This window comes from Saccharothrix stipae (genome assembly GCF_054781895.1).
The window spans coordinates 719,948-740,074 of record NZ_BAAGTN010000017.1 but is presented as its reverse complement, the minus strand read 5'-3'; the positions used below and the strand labels follow the sequence as shown (position 1 = coordinate 740,074).

Genomic DNA, 20,127 nt, shown 5'->3' with positions numbered 1-20,127 from the left:
TCGAATCGGCCAACCGGACCGATCAGGCGCATTCGCGACCCCGCTCGGCGCGTCGGTTGCGCGCCCCCTAACCTGCGTGAACGATTCCGGCGGGCCGGTGCGCCGGACCGCGACGCGCTACGCCGGTCGTGGGACTACCGCTGCGGTGCCCATCAAGTTAGGCTGCCCTAAGTTGGGAGGTGAGCGGTTGAACGAGACACGTCGACCGCCGGCACCGCATCCGGCGGAGCGGGCCCGCACCATCGCCGCCCGGGGTGGGCGTGCGGCCCTGTTGCCGTCGGGCGGCACGGAGAACCGGATCACCCCGGTGCTGCACCACGTCCACCCCAGCGGTGCGGCGACGATCGTGCTGCCGGACCGGCACCCGCTGGTCGAAGCCGCCCGCCGGACCGAGCTGACCACGATGCTGGAGGTCGCCGACCAGGCGCCGGTGCAGCTGCGCGAGCCGGTCCGCGGCCTGCTGTGGATCACCGGCTGGCTGCGCACCCTCACCGCCGAGCAGGCCCGCGAGGCGGCGCTGGAGGTCGCCGAGGCACGCCCGGACCCGCGGCTGCTCGACGTCGGGCACGGCGCGTCCGCGCTCCGGTTGTCCCCCGCCTCACTGGTGGTGGCCGACGCCGAGGGCACCACGTCGTTGCGGCCGGAGCTGTTCGCGCAGGCGGAGCCGGACCCGTTCGCCGCGCACGAGGACCACTGGTTGCGCCACCTGGAGCTGTCGCACCGGGACGTGGTCGGCCTGCTCGCCCAGCACCTGCCGGACGACCTGAAGGGCGGTCACGTCCGGCCGCTCGGCCTGGACCGGTTCGGCCTGCGGCTGCGGGTGGAGATGACCGACCAGGACCACGACGTGCGGATCGCGTTCTCGCAGCCGGTGGGCACGGCGCAGGAACTGGCCGGCGAGCTGCGTCGCCTGATGGGCTGTCCGTTCCTCGCCCAACGCCGGTGACGCGGGCGTCGTTAACGTAGTGGGGTGATCGACGACCTCGACGCCCGGACGCGCCGCGGCTACCGGCTGGAACTGCTGCTCGTCTTCGCCGTGACGCTCGGGTTGTCCGGGGTGCGGAGCCTGGTGCGGCTGCTGGACAGCCTGCTGGACCCGGTGCCGCTCAACGAGCAGAAGGTCGCGATCAACGTCCCGCAGGCGCGGTTCGACCTGTTGGACCTGATCGCGCAGCTGCTGAGCGTCGTGCAGCTGGCCGCGTGGGGCGGGCTCGGCCTGTACCTGCTGTGGCAGGGCGGCATCAAGCTGCGGGCGCTGGGGCTGGACCGGACCAGGGTCGGGCCGGACGCGCTGGGCAGCCTCGGGTTGGCCGCGGTGATCGGCATCCCCGGGCTGGTCTTCTACCTGGTCGCGTGGAACATGGGCCTGAACCTGGCCGTGCTGCCGTCCACGTTGGACTCGTCGTGGTGGCGCGGCGCGGTGCTGGTGCTGTCCGCCGTGGGCAACGCGTGGGCGGAGGAGGTGCTGGTCGTCGGGTACTTCATCACCCGGCTCCGGCAGCTCGGCTGGCGGGAGAACACGGCGTTGCTGGCCAGCGCGGTGCTGCGCGGCTCGTACCACCTGTACCAGGGGTTCGGCGGGTTCGTCGGCAACGTGGTGATGGGCCTGGTGTTCGGCAAGGTGTGGCAGCGGACGAACCGGCTGTGGGTGCTGGTGGTCGCGCACGCGCTGCTGGACGTGGTCGCGTTCGTCGGTTACACGGCGTTGCGCGGTCACGTGTCCTGGTTGCCTTGAGTCCTCCGCGAGGGGGATCCGGCGTTCATCCGGTAGAAGGACGCGTATCGAGGACCGGGTCGTGAACATTGAGGCATTGCCCGACGAGGGGGGACCTCGATGCGTGTCACCGTGCCGACGTTGGCCGACGAACTGGCGCTGCTCGCCTACGAGGACGACGGCTCGCGCAGGCTGGGCCAACCGGCGCTCGGGTACGGCCTGGCCGGTGCGCTGCTGGTCGAGCTGGCGTTGGCGGAGCGGATCGACGTGATCGACAAGAAGGTCGTCGTGCTGGACCCGGCGCCGGTCGGCCACGCCGTGCTGGACCGGGCGTTGACCAGGATCGCGGGCGAGAAGCCGCGCAAGCCCGCGCACTGGATCCAGAAGCTGGGCAAGAAGCTGACCGACCAGGTGCTCGACGGCCTGGTGGGCGCGGGCGTGCTGCGGCGTGAGCAGGACCGGGTGCTGCTGGTGTTCCCGCGCACCCGGTTCCCCACGCCGGACGGCGCTCAGCCGCCGGCGGAGGCGGACGCCCGGGCGCGGATGACGGCGGCGATCATGGACGGCGGTCCGGTCGACCCGCGCACGGCGGCCCTGTGCGCGCTGGTGAAGGCCGTCGGCTACGACCGGAAGGTGTTCGCCGGCCTGCCGCGCGCGGTCGTGCGCAAGCGGTTGAAGACGATCTCCGAGGGCGACTGGGCGTCGACCGCCGTGCGCAAGGCGATCGAGGAGGTCCAGTCCGCGATCGTGGTGACCGTCGTCGTGGCGGCCGGGGCGAGCTGACCTGAGCGTTGAACTCGGGGGTCCTGAACGTAGGACTCTCGCGTTCTGAACGTAGGACTCTCGCGTTCTGGAGGTAGGACACGCGTGGGTCAGTGGACTAGGAGGAAGCGGGCGGTGGTGTGGGCGGCGGCGGTGATCACCGTGCGGGTCACGCCCGCCGAGTCGAGCAGGGTCGGGTCCAGGTCGGCGACGGTCAGGGCGGCGTTCTCGGCGATCCGGGCGGCCGGTTCGGCGAGGGCGGCGGCGAAGGCCCGCCAGCCGGCGATCTCCTCCGGGGTGCCGGTGGCTTCCAGGGCCAGGCGGGCGCCGAGGTCCGCCAGGCCCACGCCACCGCCTCGCAGCACGCCCTCGTGCGCGGCGCTGCGGACCGCACGCACGGCCCGTTCGACCATGGGCACCGCTGACGCGGGGGCGCGGAGCAGCACCGCGGCGTTGCCAGTCGGCGCACGGCCGCTGTACACCAAGGTCTCGCGTGACGTGACCACGACCATCTCCGCCTGCCCCAACGACCGCGGGTTCGCCGTCGGCAGCAGGTCCGCGTCGAGGATCGTGCCGCCCACCGCCGCCTGGAGTTCGGTCAACCGCTCCTGGTCGGTCACCACCGCCGCGATCGGCAGCCGCTTGCCCGGGGACACCAACGTCGTCAGGGCGTCGTGCGGCAGCTCCTCGCACACCACCAGCACGCTCCCGCCGGCCGCGTCGACCAGGTGGTCGACGGGGACCGACAGGCGCCCGCTCACCAGCAGCACGCGCGCGTTGGTCAGCACGACCTCCTTCCGCGCCTCGGCGGTCACGAACAGGCTCGACGCGTAGCCGCTGTCGAAGCGCACCCCGCGACCGACCTCGTGCTCCAGCCCGAAGCCCTGGCCCGCCTCCACCAGGACGGGTCCGCGCGGACCGGTCACCGCGACCACCTGCCCGACCAGCGAGCCGACCTCGGCGTCACCGGACGCCGCCGTGGCCAGCACCGGCACGTCCTCCACCCGCAACGGCGCCGCCGCGGCCGCGACGAGCTCGGCCGCACGGGCGGCGGCGGCCGTGACGCCGCGCATCAGCCGCACCGGGTTGTGGCCGTCGCGCATCGCCTCGACCAGCCCGCCGATCGCGCCCCGCGCCACGGCCACCGCCGACGCCGCGCCGTCACCGGCCTCCTGCCGCACGTGGAGCACCAGGTCGCGCACGTACCCGGCGCCGAGCCAGTCCCGCGGGTCGTCCGGCTGGAACGCGGCCACGATCGCCGACGCGTCGGACAGCTCCACCGGCCGCCGGTCCACGAACACCACCGCACGCCTGCCCATCGGCCCCAACGTCCGGCACACCGGTTCGGCGGCGGCCCGGAACCCGCGCGCCACCAGCAGCTGCCCGGACGTGTAGGACGCCGTGCGCCGCGGTCGACGACCGGGCGCGCCACCGGCCCGCGCGATCCGCAGCGGCCGCGACGAGCCGTGCGCGAAGAACTGCGGCGTCTGGTCGGGCCGCCGGCGGCGCACCTCGCCCTGCGCGTACTTGAACAGCTCGTCGACGTCGATCCACCCGTCGCCGTCCAGGTCGGCGCCACCGCCGGCCAGGCCCTCGATCAGCACGTCGGTGAACAGCGACGCGAGCGGCGCGTCCAGGGACAGCGAGTCCTGCTCGAAGGCGTACTCGTAGGCGTTGGACGCGGTCATCACCACGTACCCGGAACCGGCGTCGTCCGTGTCGGCGTCGTCCAGCACGGTCGTCCCGGCCGCCTTGAACCCCTCCACGAACGCGCCGCTGAAGCAGCAGTCCAGCAGCAGGACCCGCCCGGACGCCCGGCAGTCCTCCAGCTGCTCGTTGAGGAACGAGCGCGGGATCGCGGTGCCGGCGGGCCGGTCCTGCAAGGTGTTCGACGCGGCGAAGTACAGCCGCCGCGCGGGCGTGGTGAGGCCGTGGCACGAGAAGTACAGCAGCACCAGGTCGTCGGGCTCGCGCGGCGCGAGCAGGTCCTCGACCGCGCGGCGGATCTCGTGGTCGGCCTTGTCCCGCAGCACATCGACCGTGGTGAACCCGCCGACGTCGGGGTCCTCCAGCACGGCGGCGAGCCGTTCCACGTCCTGCTCGGGCGCGCGCAGCCGGCTCAGCCGGACGTCCTCGTACTCGCCGGTCGCGACCAGGAGGGCGTGCCGACCCACCTCACCCCTCGCTCTCGTGCTCGCGCAGCCACGCCTCCAGCAGGGCCTTCTGCGAGCGCGCGTCGACACCCTCGACGGTGATCTCGTCGTCACGGGTCTTGATCGTCACCTTGCGCGCGCCGCCGCGCTGCACGAACGCCGTGACCACGGACGCGACGGCGGCGGCCACGGCGGCGGGCAGCGCGCCGTTGAGGACGAGCTCGGCGACGGTCGCGCCCGCGCCGCTCTTCGCACCGTCCGGCGACTCGGCCGGCGCGGGCCGTGCGTCGACCTTCGCACCCCTGACCAGCTCTTGCAGCAACTGGCTCGTCGCCGAGGCGGTTTGGCCCGGCGCGTCGATGAACAAGCGGAAGTCCGCCACTGATCCTCCCCCGGTAGAACACGATCATCCCGCAACCACATCGACGGACCGGTAGTCCACGTCACAACGCAACGTTCAAAACGTCCAACCCTGAGTCGACGCAACGAATCGCCGTTCTCAGGCCGTCGTACGATCGAGTTTCGTCGGAACGGACCACTCAGAGCTGCTGATCCGACCGATCTCGGGTTACCCTCGACCCCGTGACTGCGCACATCGCCCAGACCGCGTCCACCGACGACGAGCCGGCACCGGCGCCCCGCGTCGACAGCGAAGTCGGCCCCCTGCGCACGGTGCTGCTGCACCGGCCCGGCGCCGAGCTCAAGCGGCTCACCCCGCGCAACAACGACCAGCTGCTGTTCGACGGCGTGCCGTGGGTCGACCGGGCCCAGGAGGAGCACGACGCGTTCGCCGAACTGCTGCGCGGACGCGGTGTCGAGGTGCTGCTGCTGGCCGACCTGCTGGTCGACGCGCTGCACGACGACCGCGCCCGGATCGCGGGCATCCACAGCGCGGTCAACGAACGGCGGCTGGGCATCGACCTGGCCGACGCGCTGCGCTCCCACCTGGCCTCGATCAGCCCGGACCAGCTGGCCACCGCGCTGATGACCGGCATGACGTTCGAGGAGCTGCCGGCGGCCGAGGGCGCGTCGCTGGTGCGCAAGATGCACCACCCGATCGACTTCGCGGTCGACCCGCTGCCGAACCTGCTGTTCACCCGCGACTCGTCGGTGTGGGTGGGCGACCGGGTCGCGATCACGTCGCTGGCGCTGCCCGCGCGCGACCGGGAGACCGCGCTGACCGACCTGATCTACGCCTACCACCCGCGGTTCCGTCGGACCGGCCGCGCGTACGGGGCGCACTCCGCGCCGGTCGAGGGCGGTGACGTGCTGCTGCTCGCGCCCGGCGTGCTGGCGATCGGCGTCGGCGAGCGGACCACGCCCGCGGGCGCGGAGTCGTTCGCCCGGTCCGCGCTGGCCGACGGCCTGGCGCACACCGTGCTGGCGGTGCCGATCACGCAGGAGCGGGCGACCATGCACCTGGACACGGTGTGCACGATGGTCGACCGGGACGCGGTGGTGATGTACCCGGCGGTGCGGGACAACCTGTTCGCCTTCCCCGTCCGCTCCGACGGCGCGGGCGGCGTCGTGGTCGAGGACCGGCGCCCGTTCCTGGAGGCGGCGGCCGACGCGATGGGCATCGAGAGGCTGCGCGTGATCGACACGGGGCTGGACCCGGTGACCGCGGAACGCGAGCAGTGGGACGACGGCAACAACACGCTGGCCGTCGGGCCCGGTCTGGTGGTGGCCTACGAGCGGAACGTGGAGACGAACGCGCGGCTGGAGGACGCGGGCGTCGAGGTGATCCGGATCAGCGGCTCCGAGCTGGGCTCCGGCCGCGGCGGGCCGCGCTGCATGTCGTGCCCGATCGACCGCGCGCCGCTGGTCTGAATGGGCCGGAAAGGGTTGCCTAAGCTTTCTTCGGCAACCCTTTCCTTACCTTCGTAAGCCTTACCTGCAATGCATTAAACCGCACTTTCGGTTATTCTTCGAGCATGGCTGTCAACTTGAAGAAAATTGCCTCCGCGCGCACCTCGAAGTTCCACGACCTGCTCACGGAGCAGGTGCGCAACGAGTTCACGGCCTCGCAGCAGTACGTGGCCATCGCGGTCTGGTTCGACGGCAACGACCTGCCGCGCCTCGCGTCGCACTTCTACAAGCAGGCGTTGGAAGAGCGCAACCACGCCATGATGATCGTGCAGTACCTGATGGACAACGGCCTGCCGGTGGCCATTCCCGGCGTGGACGACGTGCGCAACGACTTCGCCGCGCCGCGGGAGCCGGTCGCGCTCGCGCTGGAGCAGGAGAAGAAGGTCACCGAGCAGATCGTGACGCTGGCCAAGACGGCCCGCGACGAGGGCGACTACATCGGCGAGCAGTTCCTCCAGTGGTTCCTCAAGGAGCAGGTGGAGGAGGTCGCGTCGATGAGCACGCTGCTCACCGTGATCGACCGCGCCGACGGCAACCTGTTCCACGTGGAGACATTCCTGACCCGCGAGACCGTGGGCGACGCGGCCGACGGCGGCGCACCCAGGGCCGCGGGCGGCGCCCTGTAGGCACTCCGCTCCCGAACAGCCGACGACGCCCGTCACCTCAGCCGGTGGCGGGCGTCGCGGCGTCTCAGGTGAGGCAGCCCTGGTCGGCCTTGACCAGGCTGATGCCGGTGAGCGTGTCGCCCGCGTTCTCGAAGAAGAACTTGTAGAGGGTCTCGGGGTCGAGCTCGTGGACGAACCCGTGCGGGTACTGCCGCACGTCCGGGTAGACCTCGTGCATGCGGTCCCGCGAGTCGCCGATGCGCAGGCCTTCGGGCGTGCGGGCGCCGCCCTCGACCCGGATCTCCACCACGACGCCGTCCTGGAGGCCGACCCAGCCCGGCACGGTCTTCAGCTCGCGGATGGGGCAGGAGAACGCCGGTGTGGTCACGTCGCCGCCGATCTCGCCGGTGGCCTCCAGCTGCGCCGAGGTCAGGCCCAGCCGCACCTGCCCGACACCGCGCGAGTCGAGCACCCGGCCGCCGTCGGCCGCGGCGGTCTCGCTGACCGCGGTCGGCCCCGCGACCGGCCGCGGTGCCGGATCGCACGCCGTCAGCAGCAGCAGCGCCGCGATGACCAGGCGTTTCATCCGCCCCCCAGGGGGCAGTCGGACCCGACCAGCTCCAGCCGCACGGCCGTCACCTGGCCGGCGTCGTCCAGCGGGAACGCGTAGCGCCACTCGGGCGTGCCGGGCAACCGGACGGTGACCAGGTCGCCCCGGCGCACCGCCTCCGGGTAGTCGTCCAGCACCTCCTCGACCGGCGTCCCGACACCCACGAGGCTGGTCGGGGTCACGCTCGTCGCGGGCCGCGTGATCCGTGCGACCCCGTACCGCGGTGAGACCGCCACGGCGTCACCCGGCACGTCGGGCAACGAGTAGAACTCGCACGTGTCGGTGCGCTCCAGGGTCAGCGCCGGGTTGGCCCGCGCCTCCTGGGCAGGCATCCCCAACCTCAGGACGGGGGAACCCGACGGCCGCACCGGCAGCGGCGCCACCGACGGCGCGGGTGCGGCGGGCTCGCCGAGCAGGCTCCCGCCCACGCCGCTCACCACCACACCGCCTCCGACCAGCAGGGTCAGCGCGAACGTCGACGCCACCGCGACCCGCGCCCGCCGCCGACGCCGGGCGCCCGTCACGATCACCTCGGCCGCGTCCGGTCGTGCGGGCAGGTCGAGGCGCTCGTCGGCGAACAGCTCCCGCAACCGGTCGTCCAGCTCCACCGTCACCCCTCCTCCTCCAGCCTCTTGCGCAACGTGGCCATCGCCCTGCTGTTCTGGCTCTTGACCGTGCCCGGCGAGATGCCGAGCGTGGCCGCGATCTCCAGCTCCGACAGGCCCTCGTAGAACCGCAGCACGACCACCGCGCGCTGCCGGGGCGGCAGGCCGCGCAGGGCCTGCCACAGCGGCTCGTGCTCCAACCGGTCGACACCGGACTCGGCCATCGCGTCCGGGAAGTCCGCCACCAGTTTCTCCCGGCTGCGCCGCCGCCACCGGCTGATGTGCGCGTTCGCCATCGACCGCCGCGCGTACGCCAGCGGCTCGAACCCCTTGCGCAACAACGTCGACCAGCGCGCGCCCAGCTTCTCCAGCACGGTCTGCACCAGGTCGGCCGCGTCGTGCGGGTTGCCGGTCAACGCGTGGCCGTAGCGCAGCAGCGTGGGCAGCGACGTCCGGACGAACTCCCCGAAGTCCGCCCGGGCGTCGACCCCGTGATCCACCCACTCGACCGGCAGGACCGCCGTCACCTCGTTCCCCCTCCCGGCGGCCTCCCGACCGCCGTCGAGGTGTACACGCCCGAACGGGTCCGCCGGTTGCCGCCGTTCAGGTCACAAAACGGGCAACGGCCGGAACGCGCCGTCGGCGTCCGGCGTGAACTCGTGCACGGCGACCACCGCGTCGGCCGGGATCGGCCCGTAGACGTGCGGGAACCACGGGCCGTCCTCGGTCTCGCCCGGCTCCCACAGCACCGGCAGGCCGTCGGGGTCGATCACCAGCAGCACGAGGTCGTGCCGGTTCGGGTAGAGGCGGTTGGCGGGCAGGTGCACCGTGCCGGCGTCCGAGCAGTGCACGAAACCGTCCGGGTCCAGCGGGATCGCCCCGTCCTCGCGGGCCCGCGTCCAGTCGGCCTTCGGGCTGATCCGCAGGATCACTCCGCCTCCTAGTTGTCCACAGGTGCCTGTGGACAAAGCTGGGGATACCTGTGGACAGGTTCAGCGCAGGGTGATCTGCCGCCCGCGCAGACCGTCGCGCGCACGCCGCTCGGCGTCGGTGAGAGGTTCGGCGTCGAGGCTGGTCAGGGCGTCCTGCAAACGCTTGCCCAGGGCTTCCGCGCCCGGTGCCCACTCGCTGGAGTGCAGCTCGCGGTCCAGGTCCCACACCGGCACGAGCAGGCCGTGCGCGCGGAACGAGCCCGCGTACCGGGAGCCCTCGCCCAGGTCCAGCTCACCGCGCACGGACAGCCGGGCCAGCGCCGCGAGCAACGACTCCTCCGGCTCGGGCCGCACCCAGCGCAGGTGCGCCTTGTCGCCCGCGTCGACCCAGTAGGCGGCCTCGACGCCGGACGCGGTGAGGCGCTCGGTGGGCAGGATCGCGGAGTTGGCGCGCTCCAGGGACAGGGCGACCTCGCCGGCGGGCTCGTTGTCCGGCGGCAGCCACCACGCGAAGTCGGGGTGCAGCTCGGGGCTCAACGTGGCCTTGGTGTCCAGCAGGTCCTGCAACCGGCCGGGGTTCGCACCGTCGTCCGGGCCGACGACGGACAGCGCGTCACCCGTCTTGGCGGTCAACGCCCAGTGCACCGCGCGGGCCAGGTCGCGGCTCAGGTCGCCGGACCGGGTCTGCACCTGGAGGCCGACGAACGCGGTGCCGTCCGCGCGGACCAGGCCCGCCGCCGCCATCGGCAGCACGGTGGCCAGCACGACCTCGCGGCCGGAGTCGTCCTTGAGCGGCAGCTTCACCGTCGCCGACGGCACGAACTCGCGCAGCGCGATCAGCTCGGCCTCGGCGGCCAGGCCCTCGAACGGGCGGGAGACGATCAGGTCCGCCCCGCCGCCGGCCGCGCCGTGGCACGCCTTGTAGCGCTTGCCGGAGCCGCACGGGCACGGCTGCCGCGGGTTGACGCCGTCCGCCGGCTCGTTCTTCACGGCTGTCCGCTTCGCCACCGCGCCTCCTCGGTCTCAGGGCTGGTCGGGCGTCAAGTTATCCGCAAGGTGCCGGCGCGTCTCCTCCGGGTTGTTGGTGGCGAGGAACCGGACGCCGCGCTCGCGGCACAGGTCGATGTCGACCGGATCGTCCACGGTCCAGGCGTAGACGCCCGCTCCCCGGTCCGGGTGACGCCTGAGCAGGTGAACTCCAGGGCCGGCGAAATCGGCGAAGCGGGGCTTGGTCGCGGGCCACAGCCGGTCGTAGAGCAGGACCGTCGGCACCTCGGGCTTGAGCTTCTTGAACCGGTGCACGGCGAACACGGAGAACGACATCATCACCACGTCGAGCCGGTGGCGGCCCAGCTCCTCGGCGAGCCTGCGCTCCACCCCGGCCCCGTACCGGACGGGGTGCTTGGTCTCGACGAACAGCCGCGTGCCGTGGTCGGCGGCGAGCCCGAGCAGCGCGTCCAGGGTCAGCACCTCGGCGGGCTCGCCGCCGTGCCAGCTGCCGAAGTCGTGCCGGCGCAGCTGCGCCAACGTCATCGCGCTGACCAGGCCTTTCCCGCCGCTGGTGCGGTCGATCCGGCGGTCGTGCACGCACACGAGGTGCCCGTCCCTGGTGAGCCGCACGTCGCACTCCAACCCGTCGGCGCCCTGCCGCAGGGCCAGCTCGTAGGCGGCGAGGGTGTGCTCGGGGCGGCGGGTGGACGCGCCGCGGTGGGCGACGACTTCAGGCGACACGTCAGCGATGCTCCTGGTGGGACACGGACCGGGTCAACCCGACTACCTGACGTCACAGCTCCCTGAATGTTTGACACCGCAACCACACTCGGATGGACGCGAGCCCCGCTCAAGACCTACCGTCCGTCACCGTGGCGTCCTTCGACCAGCACGACCCGGCTTTCATCGCCGACCCGTACCCCGCGTTCGCCGCGATGCGCGCGGAGGGCGGCGTGCACTGGCACGAGGGGTTGGGCGTCGCGGTGGCGGTGTCGCACGCGGCGTCGTCCGCCGTGCTCAGGCACCGGTCGCTGGGTCGGATCTGGACCGACGCCAAGCCGGTCGAGCGGTTCGAGTCGTTCAACCTGCTGCACCGCAACTCCCTGCTGGAGAACGAGCCGCCCACGCACGGCCGGCTGCGCAGGCTGGTGGCCGCCGCGTTCGGCCGCGGTCACGTGGAGCGGTTGCGGCCGTGGATCGCCGACCTCGCCGACCGGCTGGTGGACGGGCTGGTGGCCGAGATCCGGTCCGAGGGGCAGGCCGACCTGCTGGCCCACCTGGCCGCGCCGCTGCCGGTCGAGGTGATCGCCGAGCTGCTGGGCGTGCCGGCGTCGGACCGCGCGCTGCTCCAGCCGTGGTCGAACGCGATCGTGAAGATGTACGAGTTCGACCTGGCCGAGGACAAGCGCGCGGCGGCCGAGGACGCGGCCACCGAGTTCGTCGCGTACCTGCGGGAGCTGATCGCGCTGCGGCGGCGGTCGCCCGGTGACGACCTGGTGTCCGACCTGGTGGCGGTGACCGACACCGACGGGGCGAAGCTGACCGAGGACGAGCTGGTGGCGACCGCCGTGCTGCTGCTCATGGCGGGCCACGAGGCCACCGTCAACGTCATCGGCAACGGCGTCCAAGCACTGATGAAACACCCGGACGAGTGGCGCCGGCTGGTGGCCGACCACGCTCTGCTGCCGACCGCGGTGGAGGAGCTGATCCGCTACGACTCGCCGTTGCAGCTGTTCGAACGCACCGCCACCGAGCCCGTCACCATCGCCGGCTACCGGGTCGAGCCGGGTCGGAAGATCGCCGCGCTGCTGGGTGCGGCGGCCCGTGACCCCGAGGTCTTCACCGACCCGGACACCTTCGACATCGGCCGCAACCCCAACCCGCACCTCGGGTTCGGCATGGGCATCCACTACTGCCTGGGCGCGCCGCTGGCCCGCATCGAGGTCCAGGCCGCCCTGTCCTCCCTGGCCCGCAAGCTGCCGAACGCCGAACTGGCCGCCGACCCCCGCCGCCGCGCCGAGTTCGTCATCCGAGGCCTCCACGACCTGCCGCTCACGGCTCGTCGTCCCTAGGCGCGTCCCGCCACCGCCTCAGCCACACGTCCGCTTCCCCGTGGTCGCCCCGCCGGTAGAGCAGCACCCCCAGCTCGTACATCGCCGTCCTGTGCCCGGCCGCAGCGGCGCGGCGGTAGTGCTGCTCGGCGACGTCGGGCCGCTCGTCGGCGACGAGGGCGGCGAAGTTCGCCATGCCGTCGATCGACCCGGCCTCGGCCGCCAGGTAGAACCAGACGACCGGCTCTTCGTCACCGGGGTGCTCGGTGAGGAAGAGCCCGAGCTGGTTCATCGCCGCCGCGTCCCCGGTGTCGACGGCTCGGCGGATCCACTGCTCGGCCTCGACGGGCTCGTCGTTGCTCTGGAGGAAGGCGGCCCACGCCCGCATCCCCCGGATGTCGCCGGCTTCCGCCGCCCGGCGGACCCACTCCAGCGCCGACTCCAGGTCGGAGGTCCGCAGCAGGAACAGGCCGAGTTTGAGCATCGCCTCGCCGCTGCCCGCCTCGGCGGCCGACCGGAGCCAGGAGTCCGCCGTCGGGAGGTCGCCGCGTCGCTCGGCCACCGCCGCCAACGTGATCATGGCGGTCGGGTCGCCGGCCGCCGCGGCCCGTCCCGACCACGATTCCGCGTCGTCCAGGTCACCGAGGACGAAGCGCAGGCTGCCGAGGTTCGTCATCCCGGGCAGCGAACCCGCGTCCGCCGCCCGCCGCCACGCCTGTTCGCCGATGGTGCTCAGGCGGTGCACGACGTAGGAGTGGTAGCCGATGCTCACCAGCTCCTCGGTGTCGGCTTCGGCGATCGCGACCTGCCACGCGTCCGGTGGGATCTCGCGGTCCGCGAGCTGGTCCAACGCGTAGTCGTAGACGGTGTAGCCGCCGTCGGCCGGTTCCAGCAGCGACACCCTCGGGTTGATCTCGCGGGTGGCCCACGCCAGGGCCTCGGCCTCCTCGTCCGCGAGTCTCGCGCGCAGGCGGGCGTCGAGGTGCAGCGCGGCGAGCCTCGTGAGCACGTCCGCGGGCACGGGGCGGGTGAGGCCGGTGCGGTGCCAGTCGACCGCGCCCATGACCAGGGCGAACCCGACCGGGCTGGCGTCACGGCCCAGCTCGATGCGTTCTCGGATGTGGTGGGCGGCGCCCACGTACTCGCCGATGCCGATCCGCTCGATGCGGTCGCGGTCGGTGGGGTCGGGGACGGCCTCGGCCAGCGCGTCCTCGTCGGGGCGGTCCCGGTCGCGGTCGAGCGTGACGCGCTGGAAGACCTGGAGGACGTCCCACTCCGGTGGTCGGATGCGGTCCGTCGGCTGGAGGCGGTCCCACTCCTTGGCGCGCAGGGTGGCGATCACGGTGTTGGCGGCGGCCAGGCGCCGGATGAGACCGGGGGTGAGGCCCGCGGTGAGGAACCGGTCGAGGTCGTCCAGCCAGACCACGTGGTCGGTCGGCGCGATGTTCGCCTTGTCCAGCTCCACCAGCGCGGTGGCGCTGTCCGGGATGAGGATCGGTCGGTCGGGGTGGAGGTCCTTCACCACCTGCGCGGCCAGTCGCGTCTTGCCGACCATCGACGGCCCGACCAGCACCACCGGCCTGCCTTCCCGCAGGTGCCCGGCGACCTCGGCCTCCTTGGCCGGGCGGGGCAGGTACGGCACGTCCACCACCGCCGGGTGCGCCCGCAGCACGCGCAGGTCGGCGTCCGCGACCAGCAGCTCACCGGTCAACGCCCGCCGCACCACACCCCGGTCGGCGGCCCGCTGGTCGCGCTGGCGCGTCCACCACGCCCCCGCGCCCGCCACCAGCGCCGCGACACCCGCCAGCCACGCGGCCGTGGTGAGCTTGAGGACCACGGCCAGCACCGCGCCCACGACGGCGAGTGCCGCCAGGACGACGAGCGTCAGGCGCTGACCACGTGGGCGCAAAGCCATTCGGTGATGATGGCACCGGCGACGCGCCGTACGGTGGACGGCGCGACCCCGCTAGCGCTTGATCTTGTACTTCTTCGGCAGCTTGAACCCGCGTTCGGCCATCACCGTGCGCAGCCGGTCCGGGTAGTCGGTGATGATGCCGTCCACGCCGTCGTCGATCAGCTTGTGCATGGTGGCCGGGTCGTTGACCGTCCACGGGACGACCTTCAGGCCGTGCGCGTGCGCCTCGTCCACCAGGGCTTTCGTCGTGAACGGGACGTAGTTCGGGTCGCCGACCTTGCCGTTCTGCGGGTTGCCGTGGACCGGCGAGAGGGCGGACGCGCCGAAGCTCTTCACCGCCTTGACCACGCTGCCGCCGAAGTCGGCCAGGTCGAGGCCACCCGTCCACGGCGAGCCGGGGCGCAGGAACTCGGGCTGGGTCAGGGCGACCAGCGGGAGGCGCGGCTCGGCCTTGCGCCACAGCATCAGCGTGCCCCAGTCGAACGACTGGATGGTGACGTTGCGGTGGAAGCCGGACTTGCGGATCTCGCGGGCGGTGACCTCCACGAACTGCTCGCGCGGCGCGGTCTCGTGCGGTGCGGCGGCCTCGACCTTGGTCTCGATGTTGAACTTGACGCCGAACGCGCGGTAGCGGCGGGCCAGTGCGAAGACCTCGGCCAGCGTCGGCATCCGCGCGCCCGGCGACAGCTCCTGGTCCGGGTACTGCGACCAGCGCCGCGAACCGCAGTCCAGGGTGCGGACCTGCGCGAACGTCAGGTCCTTCACGTACTTGCCCGCGTACGGGAAGGCCGGGTCGCCGGGGACGGCGGGGGCGGTGTCGACGCACTTCGCCGGGTTCGTCCTGCGGTCGTGGGTGACGACTTCGCGGCCGTCCTTGGTGATCTGGACGTCCAGTTCGAGGGTCGTGACGCCCAGTTCCAACGCCTTGCCGAACGCCGCCAACGTGCTCTCGACCGTCAGCCCGATGCCGCCCCGGTGCGCCTGGAGGTCGAACTTCCTACCACCGCCCGCGCCCGCCACGCCGGACGTCAGCAGGGTCAGGACCAGTGCCGCCGCAAGTGCCCGCATGAGGCCACGGTGGCACGCGGTCGGTCAGGAGCCCAAGTGCCGGCGGAAGAACGACCACTGAACAGCGGGGAACGCGAGCGTTGCGGCGTCAGGGTTCTTCGAGTCCCGAACGGCCACCACCGGTCCCGCGCACGCCACCTCCACGCAGTTGGCGTTGCTCGCGCCGTTGCTCCGGCTGCTCTTGCGCCACGTCACACCGGAGAGGTCCACTGTGGACACGGTCACCGCCTCCTTCACTCGGCCAGAACCCGTTCGATCAAGGCCATTGAATCCTCCGGGCTCAACGCCCGGGAGGCCACGAAACCGAACGTCAGTCTAGCCTCCCGCAGTTCCCTCTCCTGCTCGATGTGCAGCGCTCCGGTCAGGTACTCGATGTACAGGACCTCCGGTTCGTCCGGCCCGGAGAAGCCCAGCAGGGTGAACGCCGTCGTCATGCCGTCGACCACGCCTTGACCGTTCGACACCACCTGGATCGTCACGTTGGGCCGCCGCGCCATGTCGAGCAGGTGCACCAACTGCTCCCGCATGACCTCACGGCTGCCGACCACTTTGCGGAGCGCGGCCTCCTCGATGATCGCGTGCAGGCGCAACGGGTCGTCCGGGTCGGTCAGTCGCCGCTGCCGGATCTGGCGCACACGAATGTCGTTCTCCAGCCACCGCTTGGTGCGCTTCAGCCGGTGCGCCTCGAACATCGCGCGCATGTAGCCGGCAGTCTGGAGCAGGCCCGGAACGATCAACGGCGACAGGTCGCGCACATCGGTGGCTTCGGTCTCGACGTCGATGTAGCCCTGGTTCTCGATGCCGTAGGTGGTCCACCAGCCGGGCTCGCGGGCGCGTAGTGCCTGGTCGAGGAGGTCTGGGTCGTACTGGTCGTAGAGGTCCATCATCGACTTGGCGAGGTGGACGTCGAGGATGGTCTCGCCCTTCTCCAGTCTGTGGAGGGTGGACTTGGTGCGGTAGAGGGCCCTTGCTGCCTCGTCGAGGGTCATCTTGGCCTGGGTCCGCATCCGGGCGAGCTTGCGACCCAGCCGACGGCGGCGGAACGGTGGCGGGGTGGGCACAGGGCAGCATGATCCGGCGGGATGCGCGGATGCGGGATTCCCGGCGCGCTTCACCGCATCGGGCGGATCTCCCGGCCGCACAGTCGGCGCTGTGGAAGCGAACCTTTTCAGCCTGGTGGACGCGGCCGACCGCAACCGGATCTTCGCGTGGGGCATGGAGATCGTCGAGGACGAGACGACGGACGCGATCGTCTACCGGCGCGATCCCGACACCGGCCGCACGTTCATCGGCCGGCACGCGTCCGCCGAATCAGCCCTCGACCGGTACGGCCGGCGCGTCCCCCTCGCGCTGGTCTGGGAGTACGAGGACTTGCTGGAGGCGTTCGGGATCGGCCAGGACGTCGATGGCGACGATCCGCCCGCCCGTGACGGTGAACGCCATGACCGACAGCGGCCGTCCGTTGGCCACGACGACGACCCCGGCCGCGCCGTTGACCAGGGCCGGGCGGGCGAACGGGGACAGTCGGCCGAAGGTGACCGCCTGGCCGGCCACCGTGCGCGCGCCGGTGAAGGTGGCGGTGAAGCGTGAACCCGCGCCCGCGTCCGAGCGGAGCACGACGTCCGGGTCGAGGACGGCGACCAGGGCGTCCAGGTCACCGTCGCGGGCGGCGGCGAAGAACGCGTTGACGACGTCGCGCTGGAGGGTCGGGTCGGGGTCCGGGGTCGGCGCCTGACCTCGTACGCGGCGACGGGCACGGCTGGCGAGTTGCCTGGTCGCGGCGGTGGACTTGTCGATCAACGCGGCGATCTCGTCGAACGGGACGGCGAACAGGTCGTGCAGCACGAAGGCGAGGCGTTCGGCGGGCGTCAGGGTGTCGAGGACGACCATCAGCGCGAGACCGACCGAGTCGGCGAGCACCGCTTCGTGCTCGGGGTCGGTGCCGTCGTCGTAGCCGACGACCGGGTCGGGCACGTGGACGTCGAACGGCTCCTCGCGCCGGTGCTCGCGTGAGCGCAGGACGTTCAGGCAGACGCGGGCGACGACGGTGGTCAGCCACGCGGCCGGGTTCTCGACCTCGTCGGTGTCGGCGCGGTGGAACCGGAGCCAGGTGTCCTGCACGGCGTCGTCGGCCTCGGTCACCGAGCCGAGCATCCGGTAGGCCACCGCGCGCAGGCGGGGCCGGTGCTCCTCGAAGCGCTCGGTCGGCAGATCGCGGTCGGCCACCGTGTCACATCCCTTCTCCGCCGCGGGTCGTAGCGGTAGACCCACACGACACGTTCGGAGGAACGATGACATCCATCCTGGTCACCGGCGGTACCGGCACCCTGGGCCGCCTCGTGCTGCCGCTGCTGTCGGACGCCGGTTTCACGATCCGGGTGCTCAGCCGCCGCGGCGGCGGGCCGGGGGACGGGGTCGAGCACGTGACCGGCGATCTGCTCACCGGTGAGGGCGTCGAGGCCGCGGTGGACGGTGCGGAGGTCGTGCTCCACCTGGCCGGCGGCCCGAAGGGTGACGCGGAGGCGACCGCTCGACTGGTGCGCGCGGCGGCGAAGGTCGACGGTGTACGGAATATTGTCTACATCTCGGCAATCGGCGCCGACCGCGTCCCGCTGGGGTGGTTCAGGGCGAAGCTCGGGGCGGAACGGGCAGTGGCCGAGTCGGGCCTGCCGTGGACGACGCTGCGCGCGGCCCAGTTCCACGACTTGGCGCTGGCGGTGGTGGCGAAGATGGCGAAGCTGCCGGTCGTGCCGATCCCCGGTGGGTTGCGCTTCGAGCCGGTCGACGCGCGTGACGTGGCCGAGCGCTTGGTGGAGCTGGTGGTCGGCTCGCCGGCGGGCCGCGTGCCGGACCTGGCCGGCCCGGAGGTGTACGGGATGGGCGAGTTGGTGCGCGGGTACTTGGGGGCTCGGGGCAAGCGCCGGGTCACGCTGCCCGTGCGGATGCCTGGTCAGGCGGGACGGGCCTACCGCGCGGGCGAGAACCTGTCACGCGAGGGTGCCGCACTCGGCCGTCGGACCTGGGAGGACTTCCTCGCCGAGCGAGTGCTGACCGACCGGTGACGACCCGCACGACCAGCACGCGGCAGTCACGGGCAGCCATGGCAGGGCGAGCTTGGCGAGGCGGGACCGGTGGGCGGGATCGGCGGAGTGGGACCGGGCTGCGACTCGGGGAGGGCCGACACAGCCGAGCGACTCCTCGGGCCGAGGCGCGGCGGCGGACGGCAGACCCTGCGGGGAGCGGACACGGCGGCGCAGGCAGGCGCAGGTCAGCGGCAGTGCAGGCAGAGGGGTCGGCGCAAGCCGGCAGGCGCGGGCGGGTCGGCGCGGGCAGGCGCGCGCAGGCGGGCAGGCGGGCGCGGGCAGCTGGGCAGGCGCGGGCGCAGCCGGCAGGCGCAGGTCAGCGGCAGCGCAGGTAGAGGGGTCGGCGCAGGCAGGCGCGCGGGCGGGCAGGCCCAGGCGGGCAGGCGCAGGCGCGCGCGAGTGGGCGGGTGGGCGCAGGCAGGCCAGCACAGGCAGCGGGTCGGCGCAGGCAGGCGCGGGAGGGCAGCCAGGTCAGCGCGGGCGGGCAGGTCGGTGGGCGAAGCAGGGTGGAGCCGGGGTCAGCGGGGGGAGCCTGAGGCGCGGGTCGGGCGCAGGGTGGGGGTCGGGGCGTCCTTGACGTCCACCACCCGCATCCGGCGGATGGTGGCTGCGTCCACCGGCAGCAGGAGGACGGTGATGTGGCGGACCACGAGCGCCGTCACGGTCGCCACGGCGGCGGCCAGGAGGTCGGTGATGGCGTGGAGCAGGACGCCGTCCGCCAGGGCCTGGGTGCTGGAGCGGAAGCCCCAGGCCAGGGTGAACGCGGTGAACAGGCACGTGCACGCCCACAGGCCCCACCACCACCGGATCAGGGTGGAGGGGTTCGGGCGGCTGGTGGCGGGTTGGCGGAGGGCCGCGTGCTCCAGCTCGGCCAGGACCGAGCCGGGCACGACCAGGTTCACGCCGGGCACGACGAGGCCGATCACCACCTCGTTGTCCGACCTCGACGGGCCGTAGCCCGCATCGCGCGCGGCCGCGTTCCTGGCCCGGCGCAGCCACAGCAGGGTGAACACCACGGCGACCGCGGAGGCCACCAGCATCACCACCGACGACGCCACGACCATCGCGTCCGACACGCCGACCGTGGTCCCCGACATCGCGCCGTACCGGCTGAGCAGCAGCAACACGTAACGCCACGTCTCACTGCCCGCCGCCCACACCGCCGTCAACGCGGCCAGCCCCAGGGCGTGGGACGCGGTCCGCGCCGCCCGCTGCGCCTGGTCGACCGTGTCGGCGGGCCGGTGGTCGTCGGTGGCCACGGACGTGGGCCAGCGCCACGCCAGCAGCGGGAAGCCCCAGCGCGGTGGCACCGGGTACGACGGCGGTCCCGTGTAGGCCCGCGGCGCACCCCGGCGACGGTGCGGGTAGGCGCCGGGTGGCGGGTTCGCCACCCAGTCCACCCGCAGCGGTCGCAGTGCCATGTCAGATGACCTCGGGCTCCGCGCCGTCGACCTCACCGACCAGCGGACGACCGGCCGCGGCCCACACCTGCATGCCGCCGTCGACGTTGGTCGCGTCCCAGCCGTTGGCGTTCAGGTACTGCGTGACCCGCGCGGACCGGCCGCCGGCCCGGCACACGACGTAGAACTCGGAGTCGCCGGGCAGGTCGTCGAGCCGACCCGCCAGCTCGCTCATCGGGATGTGCACAGCGCCCGGGGCATGACCCGCCGCCCACTCGTCCGCCTCGCGGACGTCGAGCAGCACCTTGCCCTCCGGCAGTTCCGCCGGCACCTCGGACACCTCAACGCTGGGAACGGTCACGGGTCCATG

General features: G+C 72.6%; 22 protein-coding genes. 7 read left to right on the top strand and 15 right to left on the bottom strand.

Annotated features, from left to right (window positions below; translation table 11 throughout):
* Positions 1–187: 187 nt before the first annotated feature.
* The 3 genes from ACYVLT_RS31610 (at position 188) to ACYVLT_RS31600 (ending at position 2,497) form a co-directional block, all read left to right on the top strand.
* On the top strand, positions 188–946 hold the full coding sequence (locus tag ACYVLT_RS31610) for a DUF2470 domain-containing protein (protein WP_461123800.1): 759 nt from the start codon (positions 188–190) through the stop codon (positions 944–946).
* 24 nt (positions 947–970) lie between these two features.
* Positions 971–1,735 carry a CPBP family intramembrane glutamic endopeptidase gene (locus ACYVLT_RS31605; RefSeq protein WP_461123799.1) on the top strand — a complete coding sequence of 255 codons (765 nt, stop codon included), beginning with the start codon at positions 971–973 and terminating at the stop codon, positions 1,733–1,735.
* Positions 1,736–1,834: 99 nt separating this feature from the next.
* Entirely contained in the window at positions 1,835–2,497 is a 663-nt protein-coding gene (locus ACYVLT_RS31600; RefSeq protein WP_461123798.1) for a GOLPH3/VPS74 family protein, read from the top strand.
* Between the two features lie 89 nt (positions 2,498–2,586).
* On the opposite strand, the gene ACYVLT_RS31595 is transcribed toward ACYVLT_RS31600, so the two are convergent.
* Both ACYVLT_RS31595 and ACYVLT_RS31590 read right to left on the bottom strand, forming a co-directional pair.
* Positions 2,587–4,650: a caspase, EACC1-associated type gene (locus tag ACYVLT_RS31595; RefSeq protein WP_461123797.1), complete on the bottom strand. Its 2,064-nt coding sequence runs from the start codon at positions 4,648–4,650 to the stop codon at positions 2,587–2,589.
* Between the two features lies 1 nt (position 4,651).
* Entirely contained in the window at positions 4,652–5,011 is a 360-nt protein-coding gene (locus tag ACYVLT_RS31590; protein WP_461123796.1) for a hypothetical protein, read from the bottom strand.
* Positions 5,012–5,211: 200 nt separating this feature from the next.
* On the opposite strand from ACYVLT_RS31590, the gene ACYVLT_RS31585 reads away from it, so the two are divergent.
* Together ACYVLT_RS31585 and ACYVLT_RS31580 are read left to right on the top strand one after the other, a co-directional pair.
* The gene (locus tag ACYVLT_RS31585) at positions 5,212–6,459 is read left to right on the top strand and encodes an arginine deiminase (protein ID WP_461123795.1); all 1,248 of its coding nucleotides are present in this window, start codon (positions 5,212–5,214) and stop codon (positions 6,457–6,459) included.
* A 104-nt stretch (positions 6,460–6,563) separates the two neighbouring features.
* Entirely contained in the window at positions 6,564–7,124 is a 561-nt protein-coding gene (locus ACYVLT_RS31580) for a ferritin (RefSeq protein WP_461123794.1), read from the top strand.
* Between the two features lie 64 nt (positions 7,125–7,188).
* Here the strand turns inward: ACYVLT_RS31580 and ACYVLT_RS31575 are convergent, their stop codons facing one another.
* The 6 genes from ACYVLT_RS31575 to ACYVLT_RS31550 form a co-directional block, all read right to left on the bottom strand.
* Positions 7,189–7,689, bottom strand: a complete 501-nt coding sequence (locus tag ACYVLT_RS31575) for a hypothetical protein (protein ID WP_461123793.1) — start codon at positions 7,687–7,689, stop codon at positions 7,189–7,191.
* A complete protein-coding gene (locus ACYVLT_RS31570) occupies positions 7,686–8,327 on the bottom strand; it encodes a hypothetical protein (protein ID WP_461123792.1) in 642 nt (213 codons plus the stop codon). The genes ACYVLT_RS31575 and ACYVLT_RS31570 overlap by 4 nt, the downstream gene beginning before the upstream one ends.
* The gene (locus ACYVLT_RS31565; RefSeq protein WP_461123791.1) at positions 8,324–8,845 is read right to left on the bottom strand and encodes a SigE family RNA polymerase sigma factor; all 522 of its coding nucleotides are present in this window, start codon (positions 8,843–8,845) and stop codon (positions 8,324–8,326) included. Before ACYVLT_RS31565 ends, ACYVLT_RS31570 begins: the two co-directional genes overlap by 4 nt.
* 81 nt (positions 8,846–8,926) lie before the next feature.
* The gene (locus tag ACYVLT_RS31560) at positions 8,927–9,250 is read right to left on the bottom strand and encodes a DUF952 domain-containing protein (RefSeq protein ID WP_461123790.1); all 324 of its coding nucleotides are present in this window, start codon (positions 9,248–9,250) and stop codon (positions 8,927–8,929) included.
* Between the two features lie 60 nt (positions 9,251–9,310).
* Positions 9,311–10,258 (bottom strand): DUF5926 family protein, encoded by a 948-nt coding sequence (locus tag ACYVLT_RS31555; RefSeq protein WP_461123789.1) that lies wholly within the window; start codon positions 10,256–10,258, stop codon positions 9,311–9,313.
* 15 nt (positions 10,259–10,273) lie between these two features.
* Positions 10,274–10,981, bottom strand: a complete 708-nt coding sequence (locus ACYVLT_RS31550) for a glycerophosphodiester phosphodiesterase family protein (protein ID WP_461123788.1) — start codon at positions 10,979–10,981, stop codon at positions 10,274–10,276.
* Between the two features lie 92 nt (positions 10,982–11,073).
* Between ACYVLT_RS31550 and ACYVLT_RS31545 the strand changes: the two genes are divergently transcribed.
* Entirely contained in the window at positions 11,074–12,312 is a 1,239-nt protein-coding gene (locus ACYVLT_RS31545; protein WP_461123787.1) for a cytochrome P450, read from the top strand.
* On the opposite strand, the gene ACYVLT_RS31540 is transcribed toward ACYVLT_RS31545, so the two are convergent.
* The 5 genes from ACYVLT_RS31540 to sigJ form a co-directional block, all read right to left on the bottom strand.
* Complete coding sequence (locus tag ACYVLT_RS31540; protein WP_461123786.1) at positions 12,293–14,206, bottom strand: tetratricopeptide repeat protein; 1,914 nt, start codon at positions 14,204–14,206, stop codon at positions 12,293–12,295. The genes ACYVLT_RS31545 and ACYVLT_RS31540 overlap by 20 nt on opposite strands.
* 51 nt (positions 14,207–14,257) lie before the next feature.
* Positions 14,258–15,274, bottom strand: a complete 1,017-nt coding sequence (locus ACYVLT_RS31535; protein WP_461123785.1) for a glycerophosphodiester phosphodiesterase — start codon at positions 15,272–15,274, stop codon at positions 14,258–14,260.
* A 24-nt stretch (positions 15,275–15,298) separates the two neighbouring features.
* Entirely contained in the window at positions 15,299–15,493 is a 195-nt protein-coding gene (locus ACYVLT_RS31530) for a DUF397 domain-containing protein (RefSeq protein ID WP_461123784.1), read from the bottom strand.
* A 14-nt stretch (positions 15,494–15,507) separates the two neighbouring features.
* The gene (locus tag ACYVLT_RS31525; protein WP_461123783.1) at positions 15,508–16,335 is read right to left on the bottom strand and encodes a helix-turn-helix domain-containing protein; all 828 of its coding nucleotides are present in this window, start codon (positions 16,333–16,335) and stop codon (positions 15,508–15,510) included.
* A 250-nt stretch (positions 16,336–16,585) separates the two neighbouring features.
* On the bottom strand, positions 16,586–17,500 hold the full coding sequence (gene sigJ, locus ACYVLT_RS31520; RefSeq protein ID WP_461123782.1) for an RNA polymerase sigma factor SigJ: 915 nt from the start codon (positions 17,498–17,500) through the stop codon (positions 16,586–16,588).
* Positions 17,501–17,565: 65 nt separating this feature from the next.
* Between sigJ and ACYVLT_RS31515 the strand changes: the two genes are divergently transcribed.
* The gene (locus ACYVLT_RS31515) at positions 17,566–18,336 is read left to right on the top strand and encodes an SDR family oxidoreductase (RefSeq protein WP_461123781.1); all 771 of its coding nucleotides are present in this window, start codon (positions 17,566–17,568) and stop codon (positions 18,334–18,336) included.
* A 539-nt stretch (positions 18,337–18,875) separates the two neighbouring features.
* On the opposite strand, the gene ACYVLT_RS31510 is transcribed toward ACYVLT_RS31515, so the two are convergent.
* Both ACYVLT_RS31510 and ACYVLT_RS31505 read right to left on the bottom strand, forming a co-directional pair.
* Positions 18,876–19,778 carry a DUF4328 domain-containing protein gene (locus tag ACYVLT_RS31510; protein ID WP_461123780.1) on the bottom strand — a complete coding sequence of 301 codons (903 nt, stop codon included), beginning with the start codon at positions 19,776–19,778 and terminating at the stop codon, positions 18,876–18,878.
* 1 nt (position 19,779) lies between these two features.
* Positions 19,780–20,118 carry a rhodanese-like domain-containing protein gene (locus tag ACYVLT_RS31505; protein WP_461123779.1) on the bottom strand — a complete coding sequence of 113 codons (339 nt, stop codon included), beginning with the start codon at positions 20,116–20,118 and terminating at the stop codon, positions 19,780–19,782.
* Positions 20,119–20,127 lie beyond the last annotated feature (9 nt).

What these genes read in the sequence shown, in the direction of transcription:
- ACYVLT_RS31575 (WP_461123793.1), bottom strand. Translation starts at nt 7,689, where the DNA reads ATGAAACGCCTGGTCATCGCGGCGCTGCTGCTGCTGACGGCGTGCGAT.
- ACYVLT_RS31600 (WP_461123798.1), top strand. Translation starts at nt 1,835, where the DNA reads ATGCGTGTCACCGTGCCGACGTTGGCCGACGAACTGGCGCTGCTCGCC.
- ACYVLT_RS31535 (WP_461123785.1), bottom strand. Translation starts at nt 15,274, where the DNA reads ATGCGGGCACTTGCGGCGGCACTGGTCCTGACCCTGCTGACGTCCGGC.
- ACYVLT_RS31515 (WP_461123781.1), top strand. Translation starts at nt 17,566, where the DNA reads ATGACATCCATCCTGGTCACCGGCGGTACCGGCACCCTGGGCCGCCTC.
- ACYVLT_RS31580 (WP_461123794.1), top strand. Translation starts at nt 6,564, where the DNA reads ATGGCTGTCAACTTGAAGAAAATTGCCTCCGCGCGCACCTCGAAGTTC.
- ACYVLT_RS31510 (WP_461123780.1), bottom strand. Translation starts at nt 19,778, where the DNA reads ATGGCACTGCGACCGCTGCGGGTGGACTGGGTGGCGAACCCGCCACCC.
- ACYVLT_RS31540 (WP_461123786.1), bottom strand. Translation starts at nt 14,206, where the DNA reads ATGGCTTTGCGCCCACGTGGTCAGCGCCTGACGCTCGTCGTCCTGGCG.
- ACYVLT_RS31545 (WP_461123787.1), top strand. Translation starts at nt 11,074, where the DNA reads ATGGACGCGAGCCCCGCTCAAGACCTACCGTCCGTCACCGTGGCGTCC.